Annotated in this window: 18 protein-coding genes; 16 read left to right on the plus strand and 2 right to left on the minus strand. The window is 64.5% G+C overall.

The window, feature by feature from the left end:
* Positions 1-45: 45 nt before the first annotated feature.
* Positions 46-579 (minus strand): hypothetical protein, encoded by a 534-nt coding sequence (locus ACQRA4_RS11965; protein WP_427823304.1) that lies wholly within the window; start codon positions 577-579, stop codon positions 46-48.
* A gap of 122 nt (positions 580-701) precedes the next feature.
* Entirely contained in the window at positions 702-1,622 is a 921-nt protein-coding gene (locus ACQRA4_RS11970) for a branched-chain amino acid transaminase (protein ID WP_427823305.1), read from the minus strand.
* 283 nt (positions 1,623-1,905) lie between these two features.
* Between ACQRA4_RS11970 and ACQRA4_RS11975 the strand changes: the two genes are divergently transcribed.
* From ACQRA4_RS11975 to ACQRA4_RS12050, 16 genes are all read left to right on the plus strand, one after another.
* Entirely contained in the window at positions 1,906-2,982 is a 1,077-nt protein-coding gene (locus tag ACQRA4_RS11975) for an adenosine deaminase (protein ID WP_427823306.1), read from the plus strand.
* Entirely contained in the window at positions 2,979-4,955 is a 1,977-nt protein-coding gene (locus ACQRA4_RS11980) for an Hsp70 family protein (protein ID WP_427823307.1), read from the plus strand. The genes ACQRA4_RS11975 and ACQRA4_RS11980 overlap by 4 nt, the downstream gene beginning before the upstream one ends.
* A 163-nt stretch (positions 4,956-5,118) precedes the next feature.
* Positions 5,119-6,861 (plus strand): hydantoinase/oxoprolinase family protein, encoded by a 1,743-nt coding sequence (locus ACQRA4_RS11985; protein ID WP_427823308.1) that lies wholly within the window; start codon positions 5,119-5,121, stop codon positions 6,859-6,861.
* 10 nt (positions 6,862-6,871) lie between these two features.
* Positions 6,872-7,351, plus strand: a complete 480-nt coding sequence (locus tag ACQRA4_RS11990; protein ID WP_427823309.1) for a tRNA (cytidine(34)-2'-O)-methyltransferase — start codon at positions 6,872-6,874, stop codon at positions 7,349-7,351.
* Positions 7,342-8,388 (plus strand): CobD/CbiB family cobalamin biosynthesis protein, encoded by a 1,047-nt coding sequence (locus ACQRA4_RS11995; protein ID WP_427823310.1) that lies wholly within the window; start codon positions 7,342-7,344, stop codon positions 8,386-8,388. Before ACQRA4_RS11990 ends, ACQRA4_RS11995 begins: the two co-directional genes overlap by 10 nt.
* A gap of 10 nt (positions 8,389-8,398) precedes the next feature.
* Positions 8,399-9,139 (plus strand): sulfite exporter TauE/SafE family protein, encoded by a 741-nt coding sequence (locus tag ACQRA4_RS12000; RefSeq protein ID WP_427823311.1) that lies wholly within the window; start codon positions 8,399-8,401, stop codon positions 9,137-9,139.
* A 12-nt stretch (positions 9,140-9,151) separates the two neighbouring features.
* On the plus strand, positions 9,152-12,280 hold the full coding sequence (locus ACQRA4_RS12005) for an efflux RND transporter permease subunit (protein ID WP_427823312.1): 3,129 nt from the start codon (positions 9,152-9,154) through the stop codon (positions 12,278-12,280).
* A 70-nt stretch (positions 12,281-12,350) separates the two neighbouring features.
* The gene (locus tag ACQRA4_RS12010) at positions 12,351-13,007 is read left to right on the plus strand and encodes a hypothetical protein (RefSeq protein WP_427823313.1); all 657 of its coding nucleotides are present in this window, start codon (positions 12,351-12,353) and stop codon (positions 13,005-13,007) included.
* A gap of 102 nt (positions 13,008-13,109) precedes the next feature.
* Positions 13,110-14,324: a bifunctional 3,4-dihydroxy-2-butanone-4-phosphate synthase/GTP cyclohydrolase II gene (locus ACQRA4_RS12015; protein WP_427823314.1), complete on the plus strand. Its 1,215-nt coding sequence runs from the start codon at positions 13,110-13,112 to the stop codon at positions 14,322-14,324.
* Positions 14,325-14,764: 440 nt separating this feature from the next.
* Positions 14,765-15,232 (plus strand): EVE domain-containing protein, encoded by a 468-nt coding sequence (locus tag ACQRA4_RS12020; protein WP_427823315.1) that lies wholly within the window; start codon positions 14,765-14,767, stop codon positions 15,230-15,232.
* Positions 15,233-15,502: 270 nt separating this feature from the next.
* Positions 15,503-16,888: an FAD-binding oxidoreductase gene (locus ACQRA4_RS12025; RefSeq protein WP_427823316.1), complete on the plus strand. Its 1,386-nt coding sequence runs from the start codon at positions 15,503-15,505 to the stop codon at positions 16,886-16,888.
* A 3-nt stretch (positions 16,889-16,891) separates the two neighbouring features.
* Positions 16,892-18,184 (plus strand): (Fe-S)-binding protein, encoded by a 1,293-nt coding sequence (locus ACQRA4_RS12030; RefSeq protein ID WP_427823317.1) that lies wholly within the window; start codon positions 16,892-16,894, stop codon positions 18,182-18,184.
* A gap of 66 nt (positions 18,185-18,250) precedes the next feature.
* A complete protein-coding gene (locus tag ACQRA4_RS12035; protein WP_427823318.1) occupies positions 18,251-18,883 on the plus strand; it encodes a LutC/YkgG family protein in 633 nt (210 codons plus the stop codon).
* Positions 18,884-18,887: 4 nt separating this feature from the next.
* A complete protein-coding gene (gene ldhH, locus ACQRA4_RS12040; RefSeq protein WP_427823319.1) occupies positions 18,888-21,041 on the plus strand; it encodes an L-lactate dehydrogenase (quinone) large subunit LdhH in 2,154 nt (717 codons plus the stop codon).
* Positions 21,042-21,383: 342 nt separating this feature from the next.
* The gene (locus ACQRA4_RS12045; protein WP_427823320.1) at positions 21,384-23,072 is read left to right on the plus strand and encodes an L-lactate permease; all 1,689 of its coding nucleotides are present in this window, start codon (positions 21,384-21,386) and stop codon (positions 23,070-23,072) included.
* A gap of 54 nt (positions 23,073-23,126) precedes the next feature.
* A partial coding sequence (locus ACQRA4_RS12050) for a CrcB family protein (RefSeq protein WP_427823321.1) occupies positions 23,127-23,325 on the plus strand: 199 nt, incomplete at its 3' end.

Raw genomic sequence — 23,325 nt, forward strand, 5'->3', positions numbered from 1 at the left:
GGCTTTCAGGAAACGCAACCCCAAAAAACAAATGCACACGCTTTTTTATTGAACCCGCAGGGGAAACCTGGCCCCATTCAGAGGCTTCAAAACACCCAGCAGTTCATTGGCCTTTTGCACGTCTGCGCCTGTGATTATGGTAACAGTGCATTCCTTGCCAGTAGAGCCGAATATGGCTAATCCCACCGCATTCGGGTCTTTCTTGGCCTTTGGCCGCATTTCCGTCATGTAAAAGCCGTCTTTCTCCACCAGCTCGGTGGTGGCCATGCCTCCCTTACGCATATTGGCCGCCGTCTGCTCCGCTATGGTTCTGGCGTCCATCTCGGCTTTCATGGCGGTTATGGCCACGGCCATCTTTTTGTCTTCCGAGGCGAAAACGGCGCTCACCGCGCCATTGGGCATCTCTTTTGCCGGCTGCGGCATCACCCAGCCAGCGGGAATTTTAATCTCAAAGAATGCCGTCTTTACTTCCGCGCCCGCCTTCACTGCGCCAGTGGCGTTGCCTTTGGATTCAGCCTGCATGCTTGTTCCGAAAACAAACAGCGCCGTCAGCATGAACAAGGGAATAATTCTGCGCATGGCATCTCCTGCCGGTGAAGATAGAGTGTCTTGTTTTGTGAACGTTCAGGGAAGCTCCATAGTGCGTCAGGCCGCAAACGCTGACGAGAGCGGCATCGTATGGAAGCGCCGTCTTTTGTTCATTATACGGTGTAGTGGCGCAGCCAGCCCGCGTACTTGGGGTTCTCGCCCTTGGCCGCCCTGAAAAATTCCTTCTGCAGGTGCTTGGTCACGGGGCCCGCATGGCCCACGCCGATCTGGCGGTGATCCAGCTCGCGGATGGGCGTGAGCTCCGCCGCCGTGCCGGTGAAGAAGGCTTCGTCGGCGATGTAGAACTCATCACGGGTGAACTGCTGCTCTTCCACAGTGTAGCCCAGATCGCGGGCCAGGGCCACGATGGACTTGCGGGTGATGCCGCCCAGAATGGACGTGAGGGGCGTGGTCTTGATGACGCCCTCGCGCACGATGAAAATATTCTCCCCCGTGGCTTCGGATACAAAGCCGTTGGTGTCCAGCATGACGGCCTCGTCAAAGCCTTCCTCTTTCGCCTCGATCTTGGCCAGGATGGAGTTGATGTAGTTGCCCGACGCCTTGGCTTTGGACATGCAGGTGTTCACATGGCTGCGCGCGAAGGTGCTGGTTTTGACGCGGATGCCTTTGTCCAGGGCTTCGGCGCCGAGATAGGCGCCCCAGGGCCAGACCGCGATGATGGTCTGTATGGGGTTGTTGCCGGGGTATACGCCCATTTCGCCGTGGCCCACAAAGGAGAGCGGGCGGATGTAGCCCTCGGCCAGCTTGTTGGCCGTGAGGGTTTCAATGCAGGCTTCGGCCAGTTGCCCGGCGTTGTAGGGCAGCGTCATGCGCAGAATCTTGGCGGAGTTGAGCATGCGCTTGCAGTGATCCTCCAGGCGAAAGACGGCGGAAGTGCCGTCGGCGCAGGCATAAGCCCGAATGCCTTCAAAAATGGCGCTGCCATAGTGCAGGGCGTGGGTGAGCACATGAACCTGGGCCTGATCCCAGGGAACCATTTTTCCGTCAAACCAGATGAATTTCATCGTTTGCATGGCTAACCTCGCAAAGAGCCGCTGTGTGGGGCGCGGCGTCGTGAGCGGGCCGTGGGCCCGCGTGGCCGCGCAAGAGCAAAAATCTACTGAAAAGCGGCGCTCATGGCAAGCGCCGCTGGCGGGGCGAACGCCCTTTTGCGGAGGCGCGACAGTGAGCGGGCCTTGCGCGGGCATCCGCCCGGAATTAGTATATGCCCAAGGCGTCCGACGGCCCGTCCGCGGCCATGGACGCGCCTGTTTCATAAATTTCGGCACGGGAGGCTCCATGAAGCCGCGGAAGCACATGCCTGAACCTGAAAAAAGCGCCGCGCGGCTGGCTGACGCCGCGGTGGAGCAAATAGCGGCCTTTCCCGAAGACTACGCCCAGCATCAGCGCATTTTGTATGACCTGAAGACGGCGCTGGCGGATCTCGGCGCGGCGGAGCGCGCCGGGGCCGGCACGCGCGGCGTCGCGCTGTCCGACGAGCTCAGATGGCGGCTGGCCGGCGACATGCCCGATTTTTCCACTGAAGCCCTGTACCGGAAGCGCTCTTCGCTTGCGTCGCTGGGCGGCATAGTCTTTTTGGGCTATCTGCTGGGCGGTCTTTTGTCCACGCTGCTGGGCTGGCTGGGCATGGGCGGGGATATCATCCGGGTGGCCGCGGTCTGCGCCATGTTTTACGCTTCGGAATGCCTTTCGGCCAATCCGGGGGCGCGTTTGCGGCTGCTGGCCTTTCTGGGCCTCGGAACCCTGGCCGGCCTTGCCGCGGGCCTCATGTCGGGCATGTTGCGCCTGACCTCCTGGGCCGGCGTCAAGCGGGCGGTGTTCGGAGGCGGAGACTCCGCGCCGGGCCTGCTGAAGCGCTGCTGTCTGCTGCTGGGGGCCGCCTTTCTTTTTGTTTTTCTGTCCAAAAAGGTCACGGCCCTGGATGTGACGGCTTTCAGGCATTCGCTGCAAAAACAGGCCGCGGCGCGCATGCGCTGCCTGCTGGCCTTTTTTGACGAGCTGGATCGCCGCGAGGCCGAGCTGACCGAGCTGAAGGGCAGGCTGCATTCTGATCCGAATTCCGTGAAATGCCCCAAAAATGATTGCCTTCTCGCGCGGGACGTCATCGGGATGCTGGATGGTTTTGACGCTGACGCCCGGGCGTTTCTGGTCGAAAAGCTGGCCGCCGTGGGCTATGAGACTGATGGCGGCGAGGGCGATTTTCTGATCTGGAACGGCGCGGAGCACGAAAAACTGTATGAAACGGTGGGCCTGGTCAGAGACGGAGAGCGCTGCCGCATTCTCAGGCGGCACTATCAGGCGGGCGGAAGGATCGTCAGGGGCTATGCGCAGCGGGATGCCGGGGCGCAGGGTACGCCGCGGGAGCACGCATGAAAACCATCGGCATTGATCTTGGAACCACCAATACCTATATTTACGGAAGCGACGGCGTCGCTGCCGAACCCTTTCCGCTGACGCTGCCGCGCATCAGCGATGAAAACGGCTGCATAGCCACAGTGGTATTGTATGAGAACCGCAGGCCCCTGCTCATCGGCAACATTGCGGAAAGCGAATACCACACCAACCGCGCCGCCATGCCCGCGCGCGTCCTGCGCGGCCAGTTCAAGCCCGAAATCGCCCACGGCGATTCCGAGGCTGCGGAATGGATGACGGACTTTCTGCGCCACCTGCGCGCGGCGCTGCCCGAAGGCGTGCTGGAGCCTGAAAGCCGCGTTTATGTTGGCATGCCCTCCCGAACCAGAGAAGACTTCAGCCTCAATCTGGCGCGGTGCTTCACGCGGGCCGGCTGGCCCCGCCCCGCCTTTGTCAGAGAGTCGGACGCGGCCATGATTTCCTGCCTTCAGTCCGGGGCTCTGGGCATTGACGATATCGAAAACAGGGCGCTTATTCTGGACTTTGGCGGCGGCACCTGCGATTTCACCAGTCTGGAAAGCATGGATGTGCTCCAGAACGGCGGGGACCCCCTGTTTGGCGGGCGTCTGTTCGATGACCTGCTGTTTCAGGTTTTCTGCCGCAAAAATGAGCTTTTCCGGCGGGAGGCGCCCGCATCCGGCTATGAGTATTATCTACACTGGATTCAGTGCAAGGCCGAGAAGGAGCGCTTTTCGGACGCCGTGGCCCTGGACGGGGCGGCGGGGGCAAGCCTGCACGCCGTGTGGCATGACGCCCGCGGAAACAGGCGGGACGCCTATGTGCGCGACTATACGCGGGAGGATTTCATCAGGGATGCGGAAAACTACGCGGCCACGGAAAGCCTGCGCGCCATGCTCAGCCAGTATGCCGACAGGGGGGGGCTGAGCCCGCAGGCCAGGGAGCTGCTGCAAGGCAGGCGCATCGGCCTGCTCTCTTGGTTCAGAAGCATTCTGGACGGCATTGAGGGCCGGCGCGAGGTTTCACGGGTCATCCTCACAGGCGGCAGCAGCCGCTGGTTTTTCGTCCAGGACATGGCGCGCGAGCTTTTTCCCGCCGCCGTGTGCGCCACGAGCCGCCGCACGTATGAGGACATCGCATACGGCCTGGCCCTTTATCCGGTTCTGGCCGAGTCGCACGCCGCCGCGCGGGCGCTGCTGGGCGAAAAAATCGGGGCTTTCGCGGACCATGCCTGCGAAGTGGTGCGCAACATCGTGGCCAAGCATGCCGCATTCGCCGTGCGCCTGTGCACGGAGCGCATGGTGGAGCGGGACATCATGCCCGTGCTGGAAGAAGCCCAGCAAACGCAAAAAACCGTGGCGCAACTGGAGCGAGCCTTTGCGGAAAACATCCGCAACGATGCCGGGCTGCTGACCGTCATCCGGGAAAAGACGGAGGCCCTGCGCGAGGAAATTCAGTATGAACTGCGGCAGCGTTTCAGGACCTGGCTGCGTCAGAACGGCGTTCCCCTGGCTCCGCGCTTTGAATTTCCCGCGCGGGCGCTCAGCAAGGACTTTTTTGACGCCGTCAGCGTCAAGGTGTCGCGTCTGGCTTTTCTGAACATCATGGATTTCATGGCCTCGGCGGTGCTGCCCGGCATTGCCGCCTACGCCGTGGCCGGGGCCATAGCGCATACGGGCGAGGCCGTTTCCGCCGTGCTGGGCGGCGGCGCGGCCTTTGCGGGCGTCTGGGCTTTGGGAAAAGTTGCCAAGGGCTTTTTGTGGAAGCGCAAACTGCCCAGGTTTTTCCTCACGGAAGGCAACCGGCGAAAAATTGTGGAGAAAAACAAAGTCTATATCGAAGCGGCGCTGGGCAAGGCTTTCGAGGAAGTCCAGGCCGGGCTGGCGGAGGATGCGGAACGCAGGCTGCGCCATGCCCTTGACGCCATGCTGGCTCGGCTGACGGTGCTGAATCAGGTGCGCTGCGCTCGGCCCTAGGGTCTGCCCGCAAAAGTGGACGCTGCAAAACCCGCATTTTTCGCATGACTGTGCAAAGCATTTTTGCAATGAGGCGCCAGGCCCAGAAAGCTCTGGCCCGGCGAGGCCGCATGGCGTATGATCCCCCGCAACATTCACCATTATCGCTCAAGGCGGAGCAGGCATGAAAGAAAGCGCAGTGCTGGGCATTGACGCGGGCGGCACCCATACCGACGCGGTGCTGATCACGGGCAACGGGGCGCGCCCGCGTCTGGCGGCATGGGCCAAGGTCGGAACCCGGCATGACGACCTGCCCGCCTCGGTGCGGGAAGTGCTGGCGGCCCTGGCCGGAGAACTGGGCGGCAGGGATGCGGCGCTTCTGTCCACGGTGAAGCGCGTGACGCTGGGCGCCACCCTGGCGGTCAACGCTCTGGTGCAGGGCCGTGCCGACAGCGTGGGGCTGGCGCTTTCCGCCGGGCCGGGGCTGGACCCCGCGCGTTTCGGCCTGGGGGAACATGTGTGCGTGGTTCCCGGCGGCCTGGACCACCGGGGCGTGGAGGTCAGCCCCCCGCAAACCGGAGAGCTGGCCCGGCGGGCGGCCCGCTGGCGTGATGAAGGCGTGGCCGCCGTGGCCTGCGTGGGCAAGTTCTCGCCGCGCAATCCGGCCCACGAGCGGGCTATGGGCGCGGCGGCCGTCAAGGCGTCGGGCCTGCCCGTCACCCTTGGGCATCGGCTGTCGGGGCAGCTCAATTTTCCCCGCCGGGCGGCCACAGCCTATTACAACGCGGCTGTGCAGCGCCTGCACAACGATTTTCTGGACGCTGTGGAGGGGGCCTTGAGCTGGGCGGGCATTCACGCCGTCCCCCATCTGCTCAAGGCTGACGGCGGCGCGGCGCCCACATCGCTTTCACGGCGTGAGCCGGTGCAGTCCATTCTGTCCGGCCCGGCGGCCAGCGTCATGGGCGTCATGGCCCTCTGCCCGGAAACGGAGCACGGCTGCTCCCTGCTGCTGGACATGGGCGGCACCACCACGGACATGGCCCTGTTTCTTGACGGTTCGCCGGTTATCGACCGTGACGGCATGATGCTGCGGGGCCGCCGGACATTGGTGCGCGCCATGGCTTCCATATCCATCGGCGTGGGCGGGGATTCGCTGCTTGCCGTGGATGGCGCGGGTCAGAACGCGCGCGTGCATACCGGCCCGCTGCGTCAGGGCCCGGCCCTGGCCTTCGGCGGCGCGCGGCCCACCCTGTTGGACGCCCTGAACACGCTGGACGGCGAGGACGCCCCCGGCGCTTCCGCTGACCGGGGCAATCTGGCCGCCTCCCGCGAGGGGGTGGCGGCGCTGGCCGCCGCCCACGGTCTGGATGCGCGCGCCCTGGCCCAAAAGGCCGTGGACGACGCGCTGACGCAGGTGGCGGGGGCCGCGCGCGAACTTGTGGAGGGCGTGAACGCCCGGCCCATTTATACCCTGGCCGCGCTCAGGGCCGCGCGAGAGGCGCGGCCCCAGCGCGTCTGGCTGGTGGGCGGCCCGGCGGACTGCATCCGCCGGCGTCTGAGCGCGGCCCTGGGGCTGCCGGTGGCCAGTCCGCCGCACGCCGCCGTGGCCAATGCCGTGGGCGCGGCCCTGACCCTGCCCACGGCCGGGCTGGAAGTTTACGCGGACACGGGGCTCGGCCTGTTGCGCGCGCCCGCCCTGGATCTGGAAGAGCGCATCAGCAGGGGATATACGCTGGATGCCGCCGAACGCCGGGCTAGGGAGCTGCTGGCCGCCCATCTGGCCGCCGAAGGCGCGCCGGACGCGGTCGTGGAAGTGGTGGAGGCGAACCTTTTCGCCACGCTGGACGACGGCGGCTATGGCTCCAGGGATATCCGGGTGGCCTGCCAGGTGGCGCCGGGCATTGCGGGACGCCTGGCCCCGGCATAAGGGAGCTCCCATGCGCATGGTTCTTTTTGAGCCGGAAATCCCGCCCAACACCGGCAATGTGGCCCGGCTCTGCGCGGCCACAGGCACGGAGCTGCACCTCATCGAGCCGTTGGGCTTCAAGCTGGAAAACCGCTACCTCAGGCGCGCGGGACTTGATTACTGGCCCAATGTGCGCCTGTTCGCCTGGCCGGGCTGGTTCGCTTTCGCCAGGCGGGCCGGCAGGCCCGCCGCCGAACGCTGGATCATGACTTCGGCCAGGGGCCGTTGCGGCAGCACGCCCCTGCAGCATTTTGCCTTTGCCCCGGAAGACTGCCTGATTTTCGGGCCTGAGACGCGCGGCCTGCCGCCGGAAATGCTGGACGCCTCGCCGCATCATGTGCGCATTCCCATGCGCGAGGGCGGGGTGCGCAGCCTGAATCTCTCCACCGCGGCGGGCATTGCGCTGTACATGGCCCTGGCCTCCTGCGGCCTGCTGGAACAATGGATCTGAGCCTCGCGGCGCATCTCTTCCCGTATTCGGTATGGGATTGCTGGTGGCTGGCCCCGCTGGCCCTGCTGCTGGATCTTTGGCTGGGCGACCCCCGGTTGCCCTGGCCGCATCCGGTCTGTTTCGCGGGCCGGCTGCTGTCCCGGCTGGAAGGCCCGGCCCGGCGCGGGATGTCGCATGGCGGCCCGGCCGGTGAAAAATGGCGCGGCCGTCTGGCGGGTCTGGCCTGTCTGCTCTTGCTGGTCGGCGCGAGCGGGCTGACGGCCCGGCTGCTGCTTGCGCCGCCCGTGCTTGGGCTTGTGGCGGCGGTGTATCTGGCCTGGGCCGGGCTGGCCATGGGCAGCCTGCTGAAAGCGGGCGGGGAAGTGCTGCGCGAGGTGGAGACGCGGCCCGAAGCCCAGGCGCGCAAGGCCGTCTCCCGGCTGGTCAGCCGGGAGACCGGCAGTATGGACCGCCCGCAGCTGCGCAAAACCCTGGCCGACACCCTGTCGGAGAATTTCACCGACGCGCTGCTGGCCCCCCTGTTCTGGCTGCTGCTGGCCGGGCCCGTGGGCCTGTGGGTGTACAAGGCCATGAGCACCGCGGATTCCATGTGGGGCTATCTGACCCCGCGCTGGCGCTGGCTGGGCTGGGCCGGCGCGCGGGGGGACGACTGTCTGGCCTTTGTGCCGGCGCGCCTGTCTGTGGCGGCCTTGCGGCTGACGGACGCTCTGGTTCGGCGGCTGCGGCCCGCCGCGCGGCTCTGGGACGGCCGCTGGCCGGGCCTTGCCCTTGTGGCGCGCCAGGCGGCGGGCATGCCCAGCCCCAATTCCGGCTGGTCCATGACCGCTTGCGCCTGGCTTTGCCGGGCGCGCATGGCAGGGCCTTCGGTCTATTTCGGCGCTCTGACGGACAAGCCCTGGCTGGGCCCGCCGGAGGGCGAGGCCGCGCCGTGGGACAGGGCCCGCCTGCTGGCCTTGTGCGCGCTTATGCGCTATAGCGCCGTATGCGGGGGCCTGTTTCTCTGGCTGGCCTGCCTTGCGCTTCGCATGCTGCTCTGAGGGGTGTTTCATGGTTCTGGCTTTGTACGTCATCTGTCTGACCGTGGGATTTCTGGTGGGCGTCACGGGCGTGGGCGGCATTCTGATTCCTCCGGCCCTGATTCTGCTGAGCGGGCTTGACGCCCACACGGCTATGGGCACGGCGCTGGCCTCCTTTCTGCCGCTGGGGCTGGCGGGCGCATGGCTGTATCGCCGTCTGGGCCGCCTGAATCTGGCCGAGGCCGCGCCCTTTGTGCTGGGCGGGCTGGCCGCCGCCGGGCCCGGCGCGCTGCTCAACGCCCGCGTGCCGGGCGGGCCGCTGATAGCGCTGCTGGCCCTGCTGATCATATTCGCGGGTTTTTGCGCCTTCCGGCCGCCACGCGCGGGCGCTGGCGAAAGGCGCTTCTGGCAGCGCCGCGGCGGCGTTTTTCTGATAGGGGCCGTAACCGGCCTGCTGGCCGGCCTCACGGGCGCGGGCGGGCCGGTGCTTTCCATCCCCTGGATGGTGGCGGCGGGCTTTGCGCCCCTGTCGGCCGTGGCCCTGTCCATGCCCTATATGGCGGCCACGGCGCTTTCCGGCACTGTGGGCAACTGGAGCGGCGGGCATGTGGACTTTGGCCTGCTGCCCATGCTCTGCCTTGTGGAAACGGCCGGCTTTTTCGGCGGCGTGGCTGTGGCGCGGCGCATCTCGGCCTGGCTGCTGCGCCGGATCATCGGCGCGGTCTGTTGCGGCCTGGGCGTTTTTTTGCTTGTGCGTCAGCTCATGTCTTAGCATACTCGGGCCATGAATATCGCCGCCGTCTTCATCCGGCGCCCGGTCGCCACCGCCCTGATCATGCTGGGCATGCTCTTTTTCGGCGCCACGGGCTACATGTCTCTGCCGGTCAATCAACTGCCCAATGTGGACTTTCCCACCATCCAGGTCATGGCCGACCTGTCCGGGGCGGACCCGGAGACCATGGCCGCCTCCGTGGCCACACCGCTGGAAAAGGAATTTTTCACCATTGCCGGCATTGACTCCATTTCTTCAGTCAATGCCGCGGGCCGCACCCGCATCACCATTCAGTTCGCGCTGGACAGGAATATAGACGCGGCGGCCCTGGACGTGCAGTCGGCCATCGGCCTGGCCCAGCGCCGCCTGCCCTCCAGCATGACCACGCCGCCCAGCTTCCGCAAGGTCAACCCGGCGGACATGCCCATTCTCTACCTGCGGGTTTCCTCGCCCACCCTGCCCCTGTACCAGCTCAACGAATACGCGGATACGCTCATCGGCCAGCGCCTGTCCATGGTGGAGGGCGTGGCCCAGGTGATCATCTACGGGCAAAAAAAATATGCCGTGCGCGTGCAGCTGGACCCGGACGAACTGGCCTCGCGCGGGCTGGGCATTGACGAAGTGGCCGACGCCGTGGCCGCCGCCAACTCCATGCTGCCCACCGGTTCGCTGGAGGGCGCGCAGCGGGCCAGCTCCATCAAATCATCGGGCCAGTTGCTCAACGCGCGGGCCTTCCGGGATACGGTGGTGGCCTACCGCAACGGCGCGCCCGTGCGCCTGCGCGACCTGGGCACGGTGGTGGACAGCGAACAGCAGGACAAGCAGATTTCATGGAGCAACGGCGGCGCGCCCAGCATCACCCTGGCCGTGGAGCGCCAGCCCGGCACCAACACCGTGCAGGTGGTGGACGCCATCAGGGCGCTTTTGCCCGGTCTGGAACGCCAGTTGCCGCCCTCGGTCAGTGTGGACGTTTTTTACGATCGCTCGGAATCCATTCGCGAATCCGTGGCCGATGTGAAGTTCACCCTGATTCTCACGGTTTTTCTGGTGGTGCTGGTCATCTTCATCTTTTTGCGCAATCTGCCCGCCACGATCATTCCCAGCCTGGCTCTGCCCATGTCGGTCATCTCCACCTTCGCGCTCATGGCCGTGCTGGGCTACAGCCTGGACAACCTTTCGCTCATGGCCCTGACCCTGGCCGTGGGCTTTGTGGTGGATGACGCCATTGTCATGCTGGAAAACATCGTCCGCCATCAGGAGATGGGCAAGGATCCGCTCTCGGCCGCCTATGACGGCTCGGCGGAAATCGGCTTCACCATTGTGTCCATGACCATCTCGCTGGCCGCCGTGTTCATTCCCGTGCTGTTCATGGGCGGCATTGTGGGGCGCCTGTTCCGCGAATTCGCGGTGGTCATCATCACGGCCATTCTCTGTTCCGGCGTGGTTTCGCTGACGCTGACGCCCATGCTCTGCGCCTATTTTCTGAAGGCCGGGCAGAAGCACAGGCCGGGGCATGAAGGCGTGTACGGCGCGCTGGAGCGCGTGTTCGACCGTCTGGCGGCGGCCTATGCCCGCTCGCTGGCCTATGTGCTGCGCCACCGTCTGGCCGCGCTGTACTGCTCTCTGGGGCTGCTGGGGCTGACCCTCTGGCTGGGCGTGGTCATGCCCAAAGGTTTTCTGCCCTCCGAGGACATGGGTTTTCTGGTGGCCAGCACCGAGGCGGAGCAGGGCGTCTCCTTTCAGGGCATGGTGGCGGCTCAGCACGCTCTGGACCCCCTGCTGGAAAAACAGCCGCATGTGGCCATGTTCAACTCCGTGGTGGGTATTGTGGGCTCCAGCCAGAGCATGAACAACGGCAATCTGCTCATGCGCCTCAAACCTCACGACCAGCGGCCGGGCATCGAAAGCGTGGCCCAGCGCCTGCGGCGGGAGCTGAACGCCTCCCCGGCATTGCGGATATTTGTGCGGGTGCCCCCGGCCATCAATATCGGCGGGCGCTCCTCCAAGGCGCTCTACCAGTATACCCTTTCCGGCCCGGACATGGAGGCGCTTTACGACAGCGCCCAGAAGGTGGAGGAGGCCCTGCGCAAGCTGCCCCAGATTCAGGACGTGAACAGCGATCTGCAACTCAAGAACCCCGAATTGCGTGTGACCATCGACCGCAACCGCGCGGCGGCCCTGGGCGTGAGCCCGCAGCAGATCGAGCTGGCCCTGCAATCGGCCTACGGCTCGCGCGAAATTTCCACCATCTACGCGCCTAGCAATGATTACAAGGTCTTTGTGGAATTGCAGAAACGCTTCCAGCAGGACAGTTCGGCCCTGTCCCGCCTCTATGTGCGCTCCAGAGACGGCGATCTGGTTCCGCTGGACGCCGTGGCCAGCCTTTCGCCCGGCGTGGGGCCCATCGCGGTGAATCACAACGGTCAGTTCCCGGCGGTGACCATTTCTTACAATCTGCGGCCCGGCGTGGCCCTGAGCCACGGCGTGGGGGCCGTGGAAGCGGCGGCCCGCCCCCTGCTGCCCGACTCGGTAAACGCCGAATCCCAGGGCACGGCCCAGGCTTTCCAGAATTCCCTCAAGGGGATGGGCTGGCTGCTTGTGCTGGCCATTGTGGTCATTTATCTGGTGCTGGGCATCTTGTATGAAAGCTTCATCCATCCCCTGACCATCCTTTCCGGCCTGCCCTCGGCGGGCTTCGGCGCGCTGGCCACGCTCTGGCTGTTCGGGCTGGAGCTGGACCTGTACGGCTTTGTGGGCGTGATCATGCTGCTGGGCATCGTCAAGAAAAACGCCATCATGATGCTGGACTTCGCGCTGGAGGCCCAGCGGCGCGACCCCTCCGTCACGCCCCTGGCCGCCATCACCGAGGGCTGTCATGTGCGTTTCCGGCCCATCATGATGACAACCATGGCCGCGCTCATGGGCGCGCTGCCCATCGCCATCGGCATCGGGGCCGGGGCCGAGGCCCGGCGGCCTCTGGGCCTGGCCGTGGTGGGCGGCCTGTGCTTTTCGCAGATTGTGACCCTCTACATCACGCCGGTATATTACTACTATATGGAGAAGTTCTCCCGGCGACTGAACGGCAGCTATGGCGGGAGGTTCCATGACGACGCGAGGGCGTCCGCCGGTTCAGGCGTGTGAGCGACCGCGCGCAAGCGCCCCTTCCTGTCGCCGTTGCGGGCGGTGCTGCCTGCGCGGCGGCCCGACCCTGATGTGTGAAGACGCGTCCCTGCTGGCCGGGGGCGCGCTGCCGCCGGCCTCTCTGGTCTGTCTGCGGCGCGGGGAATGGGCGCGCGACGACGCGCGGGCCGTGTTGCGGCCTCTGGAAGGGGAACTGCTCAAGATCGCGGGCACGGGCGAGGCCGCGCATCCCTGGCGCTGCCTGTATTACAGAAACGGCGGGGAGGGGGCGTCCTGCGGCATCTACGACCGCCGCCCCGCGCAGTGCCGGGCGCTGTTCTGCGCGGACACCGCGCCCCTGGAGGCAATGCTGGCCCACGGCGGGATGCTGGATCGCCGCGCCGCCCTGGAAACCCTGGCGGATCAGGCGCTGCATCCCGTGGCCCCCGCCCTTTGTCTGGAGCTGATCAACGCCCATGACGAGGCCTGTCCGGCGGGTCGCGCGCTGGCTCTGGCCGCGGCGCTGGGCTTTCGGCCGCGCGGCGCGCTCACGGGCGGCGGCCCGCTTTCGGTCGGCGGGGGGGAGGCCGCGCGCGCCGAACTGGCCGGGATGGTTCGTTACGATGCGGCCTTTCGCGAGCTTTGCGTCACGCGCGGGGGCGCGCCGGCGTCATGGCTGCCTTTTCTTCTGGGCAGGCCGCTGACTGTCCTGCTGGCGGAAGTGGGCCTGCGCGCGGCGGCGGGTTGATCGGTCGGCGTCGTCCGTCGCGCAGGTTGACAGAAGCCCGCGCCCGCCCTATCTTTGCCGCAGCCGCATTCCGGCCGCACAGTAACTGTAAAGGATGTAGCCATGCCCTTGTGCAGCGTTGAAGAAGCCATTGCCGATATCCGTCAAGGCAAAATGGTCATTCTGGTGGACGATGAGGATCGTGAAAACGAAGGCGACCTGACCATGGCCGCCGAGCACGTTACGCCTGAAGCCATCAATTTCATGGCCCGTTTCGGGCGCGGCCTGATCTGCCTGCCCCTTGCCCCGGAACTGACCGACCGCCTGCAACTGCCGTTGATGACCCAGCGCAACGGTTCACGTTTCGGCACCAACTTCACGGTGTCCATCGAAGCCCGCGAGGGCATTTCCACAGGCATTTCGGCGGCGGACCGCGCCGCCACCATCAGGGCCGCCGTGGCGGACAACGCCCGGCCCGACGACCTTGTGTCGCCCGGCCATGTCTTTCCGCTCCGGGCCAGGGCGGGGGGCGTGCTCGCGCGCACGGGGCAGACGGAAGGCAGCGTGGATCTGGCCCGTCTGGCCGGGCTCAAGCCGGCGGCCGTCATCTGTGAAATCATGCGCGACGACGGCAGTATGGCCCGCATGCCGGATCTGGAAAAATTCGCCGCCGAGCACCATATCAGGATTGCGGCGGTGCGCGACATCATCCGCTACCGGCTGGAGCGCGGCCAGGTGTCGGTGCGTTGCGACGCGCATGCCCATCTGCCCAGCCTTTATGGCGACTTCACGGTATACGCCTATGAAAGCGAGATGGAGCCGGGCACGCATCTGGCGCTGGTCAAGGGCGACATCAGCGGGCCGGAACCGGTGCTGGTGCGGGTGCACAGCCAGTGCCTGACCGGCGACGCGCTGGGTTCCCTGCGTTGCGACTGCCGGGGCCAGCTTGGCGCGGCCTTGCGCCAGATAGAGAAGGAGGGGCGCGGCGCGCTGCTCTACATGCGGCAGGAAGGGCGCGGCATTGGCCTGGCCAACAAGATTCGCGCATATGCCCTGCAGGATCAGGGGTATGACACGGTGGAGGCCAACCGTATGCTGGGCTTCCCCGATGATTTGCGCGATTACGGCGCCGGCGCGCAGATTCTGGTTGATCTGGGCATTCGCAAAATCCGCCTGCTGACCAATAATCCCAAGAAAATTGTGGGCCTTTCGGGCTATGGCATTGAGATTGTGGAGCGCGTGCCCATTGAAGTCGAAGCCTGTTCGGAAAACGAAGCCTATCTGCGCACCAAGAAAGAGAAAATGGCGCACCTGCTCAGCGGCATCCGCTGCCATTGATACGGGTTGGCAATGAATTTGTCCAAACCGCTCTGGCGACAGCGGTGGCTGACACCCGCGCCGAATGAGCGTCCAGGCCGCGTTCTGGGCGCGAAAGGACGGCAGCGACCATTCTCATAACATGATTTTGAGCTTTTTTGCTCCGGCGTTTCAATGCCGCCGGCCTCGCGGCCCGCTTTGTCGGGTCGCGGCGCCGGCGGCGCGCCGTTTCCGGCTTTGGAGCGCGCCCGCCTCAGGCTGCCGGCGCGAGGCGGTTTTTCACGGGCGGCATTGACGAAAGAGCTCTTCGGCTTCATACTGTAAACAGGAATAATTCTTTTTAGAGCGCGATGTTTTTGAAAACGTATTCGCTCTGGCGGTCGCGAGAGCGGGCGTACGCGCCGTAATGATTGAAGCTCGGGGTGTTTCAATCGAAAATGTTCCAACTGAAAGGGCGAGGCATGAGGCACTGGCTTTTCAAGACGGAGCCGGGCTGTTTTTCCTGGCGGGATTTGCAAAATTCTCCCCGCGAAACCACAGCCTGGGACGGGGTTCGCAATTATCAGGCCCGCAACTTCATGCGCGACATGCGGGTGGGGGACTTGGGCTTTTTCTACCACAGCGGGCAGCAGCCCGCCATTGTGGGGATTGTGGAGGTGGTGCGGGCGGCCTACCCGGACTTCACGGCGCAAGACCCGGAAAACCGGCACTTTGACCCCAAAGCCACACCAGAAAAGCCCGTCTGGGAAATGGTGGACGTGCGGCTGCGGCGCGCCCTGCCGCGCCCGCTGAGCCGCAAGGAACTGGCGGGCTGGCCTGAGCTGGCCGGCATGGAACTGATGAAGCGCGGCAGCCGTCTTTCGGTGCAGCCCGTGGAGGCCGCGGCCTTTGCCTTTATCTGCGGTCTGGCCGGGGTTGAGCGCCCCTGAGTTTCCGGCGGGGCCGGTCAGAGCGCGGCCCGGGAGTTGAAACTTGCTGCTATGCTGCTTGTGATACCACCGCTTTTTTTGGGGATGTCCTCTTTGCAAAAATGACAAAGCAGGCTATACAGGCACATTGTGCAAAGAATCTCAAGCGATGGCGCGTCGTTTTGCGCCCGCGGGCGCATATTTCATGGTCTTCGCCGGTGCAACCGCGCGCTGCCCATGCGCCGCAATTCAGCATAATCAAGACGATGCGAGAGCGTACAAGGAGGTTTCATGGCAAGTCAGGCGTTGATCAAAGATTTTGAAGACCTGATCGGCAAAGAGAACGTCTTCACATCCGAGGCTGATCTGCAGAGCTATTCCTTTGACTCTGCGGTGCTTGAACCCGTTGTGCCGGCGCTGGTGCTTCGGCCCACTTCCACCGAGCAGTTGGGGCTTTGCGTCAAAAAGCTCTATGACAACGGCATTCCCATGACAGTGCGCGGGTCGGGCACCAATCTGTCCGGCGGAACCATTCCGGACCACAGCGACACAGCGGTGGTGCTGACCACCGGCCTGAACCGCATTCTTGAGATCAACTCCAACGATCTTTACGCCGTGGTGGAGCCGGGCGTGATCACCGCCGATTTCGCCGCCGCCGTGGCCAAGAAAAATCTGTTCTATCCGCCGGACCCGGGCTCGCAGGCCGTGTCCACCATCGGCGGCAACATCGCCGAAAACGCGGGCGGTCTGCGCGGTCTGAAGTACGGCGTAACCAAAGACTATCTCATGGGCGTTGAGTTTTTCGACGCCACGGGCGAAACCGTCAAAACCGGCTCACGCACGGTGAAGTGCGTCACCGGCTACAACCTGGCGGGCATGCTGGTGCAGTCCGAGGGCACGCTGGGCGTCATTTCCCAGGCCATCCTCAAGCTGGTGCCGCCGCCCAAGGCCTCCAGGGCGCTGATGGCGGTTTTCGACGACATACAGAACGCCGCCGAGGCCGTGGCCGGCATCATTGCGGCCCATGTGCTGCCCTGTACCCTGGAGTTTCTGGACAACAACACCATCGTGCGCGTGGACGACTTCACCAAGGCGGGGCTGCCCCGTGACGCGGCGGCCATTCTGCTCATAGAGGTGGACGGCCATCCCGCCCAGGTGGCGGACGACGCCGAGGCCGTGGAGCGCGTGCTGAAGGAAAACAGGGCCGTGGCCGTGCATGTGCCCAAGGACGCGGCGGAAAAGTTCAAACTCTGGGAAGCGCGGCGCATGGCCCTGCCGGTGCTGGCCCGCTGCCGCCCCACCACGGTGCTGGAAGACGCCACCGTGCCCCGTTCGCAGATTCCGGCCATGATGAAGGCCGTCAACCAGATTGCCGCCAAATACAGGGTTGAGGTGGGCACCTTCGGCCATGCCGGCGACGGCAATCTGCACCCCACCTTCCTTTGCGACAGGCGTGACGCTGAGGAATTCAAGCGGGTGGAGGCGGCCATTGACGAAATGTTCGACACGGCCATCAAGCTTCAGGGCACCCTGTCGGGCGAACACGGCATCGGCACGGCCAAAGCCAAATGGATGGAAAAAGAAACCTCGCGCGGCACTATACTGTTTTCGCAGCGGCTGCGCCGCGCCCTGGACCCCAAGGGGCTGCTCAATTCCACTAAGTTAGTGGGGATTTAGCGTATGAATACTCTGCACGAACTGGCCCGACGCCTCATGGCGCTGGACGACAGGATCACCGCGTGCATGAAGTGCGGCATGTGCCAGTCGGTCTGTCCCATGTTCGGCGCTTCCGGCAAGGAAGCCGACGTGGCGCGCGGCAAGCTTTTTCTGATCAACAACATGGCGCACGAACTGCTGAAAGACCCTGAGGCCCTGGCCGACAAGCTCGGTCGCTGCCTGCTCTGCGGCTCGTGCCAGGCCGCCTGCCCTCCGGGCGTGAAAATCATGGAAGTTTTCATGGAGGCGCGTGAGCTGGTCAACGCCTACATAGGCCTGCACCCGGTAAAGAAAATGGTTTTCCGCACCCTGCTGGCCAAGCCCGGCCTGTTCAACTTTGCCATGCGCGTGGGCGCGCCCATGCAGGGCCTGATCTTCCGCAAGACCGGCGACGCCCAGGGCACGATCTGCGCGCCCATGCTCAACTTCATGCTGGGCGACAGGCACATCCGCCCCCTGGCGTCAAAGCCCCTGCATGCCGCGCACGGCGCGCTGGACGAAGCCCGGCGGGCCGGCGGTCTGAAGGCGGCCTTTTACCCCGGCTGTCTGGGCGACAAAATGTACACCGAGATGGCCGAGGCCTGCCTCAAGGCGCTGCGCCATCACAAGGTGGCGGTTTTCATGCCTGCGGGCCTGGCCTGTTGCGGCATCCCCGCGCTTTCCTCCGGAGACGCCGAGGGCATGCTCAGACAGATGAAGGTCAACCTTGACGCGCTCTGCAAGGGCGATTTTGACTATCTGCTGAGCCCCTGCGGCTCCTGCGCCGCCACCATCAAGGAACTCTGGCCGCGCTACGCCGGACGCCTGGGCGACCCGGAACGCAGGCAGGCCGAAATGCTGGCGGAAAAGACCATGGATATCAACGCCTTTCTGGTGGATGTGCTCAAGGTGGAAGCGGCGACGCCCTCGGCCGGGGCCGTGCCCGTTACCTATCATGACTCCTGCCATCTCAAGAAGTCGCTGGGCGTGAGCGCGCAGCCCCGCACGGTCATCGCGGCCAATCCCGGCTACGCGCTGACGGAAATGGCCGAGGCCGACCGCTGTTGCGGTTGCGGCGGTTCCTTCAACCTTTTTCACTATGACTATTCCCGTCGGATTGGCCAGCGCAAGCGCGACAACGTGGTTGCCACCGGCGCGCTGGTGGTGGCGGCGGGCTGCCCGGCCTGCATGATGCAGCTTGAGGATGTGCTTTCGCACAATAAGGATGCCGTGCGCGTCAAGCATCCGGTGGAAATTTACGCAGAAAGCCTGAAGTAGGCGTATGCGGATCGGCCGCGCGGGCCGGTTCGCGCTCTGCACCAAAGCCGTTCAAAGGAGTAACGTATGCCCCCTGTGAACCTGGAACTGGTAGAGGCCTTCAGCGCCAAAGCCGCCATCGTCAACGCCGTGGTGCAGGAAGTGCCGTCTATGGCGGCGGCCCTGCAGTATGTGGTGGACGTTTGTGAAAACAAGGCTCCGGCCGAACTGCTGGCCGACGAACCCGGCGCGGAGAAAGGCCCCCTCGGCCCCAACAAGGTGCCCACCCGCGTGCAGCGCGTCGTGGCCGCGCCCGACCTCGGCGATGAGGATTTCGCCGTTTTGTCCAGGGCCTGTGAGGAAAAAGGCTTTGTCTGCCAGCGCGACGGCCTGCGCAACCGTCTGGCCGGCATTGACGTGGGCCTGTCCCGCGCCCTGGCGGGCGTGGCCGCCAGCGGCACCTGCCTGATGAACACCGACAACGAGGATGTGCGTCTGGCCGGGATGATTTCCGAAATTCACATCATCCTGCTGCGCAAATCCGAAATCTATCCCGACCTGCCGTCCATCGCCCCGTTGCTGCGCGAGCGCATGAATGCCGCGCCCGCCACCTACACCACGCTGATTACCGGCCCAAGCCGCACCGCGGACATTGAGCGGGTGGGCGCCGTGGGCGTGCACGGCCCGCTGGAACTGCACATCATTCTTCTGGAGGACTGAGGCCATGCATGAAGCGCCCAAATCTCTTTCCGACTACCGCAAGCAAATCGACGAGGCCTTGCAGGACGACTTCCTGCGGCGCACTCTGGACACCTTTGCCGTGTCTTACCGGGCCAACCGCGAGGCCGTGTTCAAGGAAGTGGACGAGCGCGGCCTCATTGCCAAGATAGCCGAAGCCAAGGACTACGCCTGCCAGCACATGGAGGAACTTTACCAGCAGTTCAAGGAGCAGGCGGAAAAACGCGGCGTGCATGTGCACCGCGCGGCCACGGCCAAGGAAGCCAACGAGATTGTCGCCCGCATCGCCAAAGAAAACAATGTCAAGCGGGTGGTCAAATCCAAATCCATGACCGCCGAGGAAATTCAGCTCAATCCCGCGCTGGAGGCCGAGGGCCTGATTGTGGATGAAACGGACCTGGGCGAATGGATCATCCAGTTGCGCCACGAAGGCCCGTCGCATATGGTCATGCCCGCCATTCACCTTTCGCGTTATCAGGTGGCCGACGACTTTACCAAGGCCACGGGCGAAAAGCAGGATTCCGACGTCCAGAAGCTGGTCAAGGTGGCCCGCGTGCAGTTGCGCCGCAAGTTCATCTCCGCGGATATGGGCGTCAGCGGCTGCAACTTTGCCGTGGCCGAAACCGGCGCCGTGTCCACCGTGACCAATGAGGGCAACGCTCGCATGGTCACCACCCTGCCGCGCGTGCATGTGGCCATCGCGGGTCTGGACAAGCTGATCCCCACGCTGGATCAGGCCCTCACGGCCCTGCTGGTCTTGCCGCGCAACGCCACGGCCCAGCGCCTGACCGCGTATGTGACCTGGATGTGCGGGGCCGGCCCCTGCGCTTCCGCGCCGGGCAACAAAAAGATCATGCATGTGATCTTTCTGGACAACGGCCGCTCAGAAATCGCCAAAGATCCGCTCTTCTCGCAGATATTCCGTTGCGTGCGCTGCGGCGCTTGCGCCAACGTCTGCCCGGTGTTCCGCCTGGTGGGCGGCCACAAGATGGGCTATATCTACATTGGCGCCATTGGTCTGATCCTGACGTATTTCTTCCACGGCAAGGACAAGGCCAAGGTGCTCTGCCAGAACTGCGTGGGCTGTGAATCCTGCGCCAATGTCTGCGCCGGCGGCATCGACCTGCCGCGCCTGATCCGCGAGATACGCAGCCGCGTCACGGAAGAGCAGGGCGGCGGCGCCCAGGCGGCCCTGCTGGCTTCGGTGATGAAAAACCGCAAACTTTTCCACAGCCTGCTCAAATTCGCCAAGTACGCCCAGAAGCCCCTTACCGGCGGAACCCAGTTCCAGCGGCATCTGCCGGCCATGTTCCTGGGCAAGCACGGCTTCAAGGCCCTGCCGGCCATTGCCAACAAGTCCTTCCGCGACCGCTGGCCGGAAATCGCGCCCAAAGCCCAGAACCCGACCATGCGGGTGGCCATTTTCAGCGGCTGCGCGCAGGATTTCGTCTATCCCGAGCAGCTTGAAGCCTGCGTGAAGATTCTGGCGGCCAAAAATGTGGCTGTGGAATTTCCCATGGAGCAGACCTGCTGCGGCCTGCCCCTGGAAATGATGGGCCAGCGCAAAACCTCCATCGAAGTGGCGAGACAGAACGTCCAGGCCTTCGCCGTGGGCAAGTACGACGCCGTCATCACCCTTTGCGCCAGTTGCGCCTCGCATCTGAAGCATGTCTACCCGAAGATTCTGGCCGAAGACCCTGAGATGCTGTCCCAGGCCAAACTTTTCGCGGACAAGGTCATTGACTTCAGCTCCTTTGTGCATGACAGGCTGGGCCTGAAAGCCGAGGACTTCACCAATTCCGGCGACAGAGTCACCTATCACGCTTCCTGCCACCTCTGCCGCGGCCTGGGCGTCAAGGAAGCTCCGCGCGAACTCATCGCGGATGCCGCCCAGTATGTGCCCTGCGAGGAGGAAGAGGTCTGCTGCGGCTTTGGCGGCACCTACTCCATGAAATTCCCGGAAATCTCGGCCCGGTTGCTGGAAAACAAGCTGAAGAACATCCGCGAAACGCGCGCCGACCGCCTGGTGGTGGACTGTCCCGGTTGCGTCATGCAGTTGCGCGGCGGCGCGGAAAAGACCGGTCTGAACGTCAAGGTGCAGCATATCGCTGAATTGCTGGCTGAAAACCTCAAGCGTTAGCGTATCTTCCAGGCCCGGCGCTTCAGCGCGGCGCGGAGTGCGCCGCGGGCTTTTGCGGACAGCCCGGGCTGAAATCGTGTCATGAAGGGGCGGCCCGGACAGGGCCGTCCCTTACCCCCGCCGTCAAAAACATCGGGGAAGACAGTCCGCTCAGAAGAAAAAAAGCGACACGCCCTTGCCTTGTTGTAGGCTTTTATATTATTCAGGAATAACTGGTATCCAAGTGTAGTTGCTCCGCGTGCCGGCGCGGGGGGAAGCGGGACTGGCCGGGGGAAATGCCGGGCGTTTTCCGTACTGAACGGCTTGCCCCGCGACCCCGGTTAACCAAGTAGGGAGGTCTTCATGTCTATTGGAATGCTGGCGTTACTGGCGGTCATCCCCATTGTGGTGGCCCTTGTCCTGATGGTGGGCATGCGTTGGCCCGCCACACGGGCCATGCCCGTGGCATGGCTGGCCTGCGTGGTCTGCGGCCTGATCGGCTGGAAACTGGATGTCATGTATCTGGCGGCGCTTTCGCTGCAAGGCGTGGTGGTTGCCGTGGGCGTGCTCATCATTGTGTTTGGCGCCATTCTTGTTCTTTACACCCTTGAGCAAAGCGGCGGCATGGAGACCATCCAGTACGGCATGCAGCATGTGAGCCGCGACCGGCGTCTTCAGGCCATCATCATCGGCTTCCTTTTCGCCGGCTTCATCGAAGGCGCGGCGGGCTTCGGCACGCCGGCCGCCCTGGCCGCCCCCCTGCTGCTGGGTCTGGGTTTCCCGGCCATGGCCGCCGCGGTGATCTGCCTGGTGTTCAACTCCGTGCCGGTGACGTTCGGCGCGGTGGGCACGCCGGTCATCGTGGGCTTCGGCTTTTTGAAAACGCCGGTGGCTGAAGCCGTGGCCGCCAATCCCGGTCTGCCCTTCTCTTCCTATGACGGTTTCTGCAAGGTGGTGGGCGAGTGGGCCACGCTGATGCACGCCCCCATGGCCATTATTCTGACCATCTTCATGCTCGGCTTCATGACCCGCTTTTTCGGCAAGGAGAAATCCTGGGCCATCGGCTTCCGGGCCTGGAAGTTCTGCGTATTTGCCGCTGTCTGCTTCCTGATTCCCTATCTGCTCTGCGCCTGGCTGCTCGGGCCTGAGTTCCCGCCCATGATCGGCGGCCTCATCGGCCTGGGCGTGGTGGTCTGGACCACCAAGAAAGGCTTCTGCGTGCCCAAGGACGTCTGGGGCTTTGCGCCGCCCAATGAGTGGGATCCCTCCTGGTCCGGCACCACGCCGGTGAGCACCAAGACCGAATTTCAGGCGCACATGAGCCAGTTCCAGGCCTGGTTGCCCTATGTGCTCATCTGCGCCCTGCTGGTGATTTCCCGCGTGCCGCAACTGGGCCTCAAGGGCTTTCTGACCGCCCAGAAGCTGAGCTTCAACAATATTCTCGGCTTCCAGGGCGTCAGCGCCAGCATTGATTATCTGTATCTGCCGGGCACCTTCTTCATCGTGGTGTCCCTGCTGACCATCCTGCTGCACAAGATGCCCGCCGCCGCCGTCAAGGCCGCCTGGGGCGAAAGCCTGCGCAAGATGAAGGCCCCGACCATCGCCCTGGTCTTCGCCGTGGCGCTGGTGTCCATCTTCCGCGGTTCCGGCGTCAATCCGGTGAACGCGCCCTCCATGCCGCTGGCCCTGGCCGAGGTTGTGGCCGCCGCCGCCGGCAGCATCTGGCCCATGCTGGCCGCTTTTGTGGGCGGTCTTGGCGCGTTCATCACCGGTTCCTGCACGGTTTCGGACCTGATGTTCGGCGAGTTCCAGTGGAACATGGCCGCCACCCTGGAGCTGCCCCGCCAGATCATTGTGGCCGCTCAGGGCGTGGGCGGCGCTATGGGCAACATGATCTGCGTGCACAACATCGTGGCCGCCTGCGCCGTGGTGGGCCTCTCTGGCCGCGAAGGCGAAGTGCTCAAGCGCACCTTCTGGCCCTTCTTGCTTTACGGCATTGTGGTGGGCCCCATCTGCTGGGCGCTCATCGCCGCCAATCCCAACGTGTTCTAAATTCTGATCCGCAAGCGTCCGGCCCCGGAGGGGCCGGACGCTTCGGCGCTGGTCATGCTTTCCTCTCTGCTTGCCGTCTGCGCGGGCGCGTCAGCCGGGGCCGCGCTGCGCTGGCTGCTCGGTCTGATCCTGAACCCCCTCTTTCCGCTCCTGCCATTGGGCACTCTGGCCGTCAACTGGCTGGGCGGCTATCTTATTGGCCTGGCGCTCAGTCTGTTCGCCTGTTTTCCCGCTCTGGGAGCCGAGTGGCGCC

The organism is Desulfovibrio sp. SGI.169 (assembly GCF_050313595.1).
Classification (GTDB): Bacteria; Desulfobacterota; Desulfovibrionia; order Desulfovibrionales; family Desulfovibrionaceae; genus Desulfovibrio.

What these genes read in the sequence shown, in the direction of transcription:
- ACQRA4_RS11965 (WP_427823304.1), bottom strand. Translation starts at nt 579, where the DNA reads ATGCGCAGAATTATTCCCTTGTTCATGCTGACGGCGCTGTTTGTTTTC.
- ACQRA4_RS11970 (WP_427823305.1), bottom strand. Translation starts at nt 1,622, where the DNA reads ATGCAAACGATGAAATTCATCTGGTTTGACGGAAAAATGGTTCCCTGG.
- ACQRA4_RS11975 (WP_427823306.1), top strand. Translation starts at nt 1,906, where the DNA reads ATGCCTGAACCTGAAAAAAGCGCCGCGCGGCTGGCTGACGCCGCGGTG.
- ACQRA4_RS11980 (WP_427823307.1), top strand. Translation starts at nt 2,979, where the DNA reads ATGAAAACCATCGGCATTGATCTTGGAACCACCAATACCTATATTTAC.
- ACQRA4_RS11985 (WP_427823308.1), top strand. Translation starts at nt 5,119, where the DNA reads ATGAAAGAAAGCGCAGTGCTGGGCATTGACGCGGGCGGCACCCATACC.
- ACQRA4_RS11990 (WP_427823309.1), top strand. Translation starts at nt 6,872, where the DNA reads ATGCGCATGGTTCTTTTTGAGCCGGAAATCCCGCCCAACACCGGCAAT.
- ACQRA4_RS11995 (WP_427823310.1), top strand. Translation starts at nt 7,342, where the DNA reads ATGGATCTGAGCCTCGCGGCGCATCTCTTCCCGTATTCGGTATGGGAT.
- ACQRA4_RS12000 (WP_427823311.1), top strand. Translation starts at nt 8,399, where the DNA reads ATGGTTCTGGCTTTGTACGTCATCTGTCTGACCGTGGGATTTCTGGTG.
- ACQRA4_RS12005 (WP_427823312.1), top strand. Translation starts at nt 9,152, where the DNA reads ATGAATATCGCCGCCGTCTTCATCCGGCGCCCGGTCGCCACCGCCCTG.
- ACQRA4_RS12010 (WP_427823313.1), top strand. Translation starts at nt 12,351, where the DNA reads ATGTGTGAAGACGCGTCCCTGCTGGCCGGGGGCGCGCTGCCGCCGGCC.
- ACQRA4_RS12015 (WP_427823314.1), top strand. Translation starts at nt 13,110, where the DNA reads ATGCCCTTGTGCAGCGTTGAAGAAGCCATTGCCGATATCCGTCAAGGC.
- ACQRA4_RS12020 (WP_427823315.1), top strand. Translation starts at nt 14,765, where the DNA reads ATGAGGCACTGGCTTTTCAAGACGGAGCCGGGCTGTTTTTCCTGGCGG.
- ACQRA4_RS12025 (WP_427823316.1), top strand. Translation starts at nt 15,503, where the DNA reads ATGGCAAGTCAGGCGTTGATCAAAGATTTTGAAGACCTGATCGGCAAA.
- ACQRA4_RS12030 (WP_427823317.1), top strand. Translation starts at nt 16,892, where the DNA reads ATGAATACTCTGCACGAACTGGCCCGACGCCTCATGGCGCTGGACGAC.
- ACQRA4_RS12035 (WP_427823318.1), top strand. Translation starts at nt 18,251, where the DNA reads ATGCCCCCTGTGAACCTGGAACTGGTAGAGGCCTTCAGCGCCAAAGCC.
- ldhH (WP_427823319.1), top strand. Translation starts at nt 18,888, where the DNA reads ATGCATGAAGCGCCCAAATCTCTTTCCGACTACCGCAAGCAAATCGAC.
- ACQRA4_RS12045 (WP_427823320.1), top strand. Translation starts at nt 21,384, where the DNA reads ATGTCTATTGGAATGCTGGCGTTACTGGCGGTCATCCCCATTGTGGTG.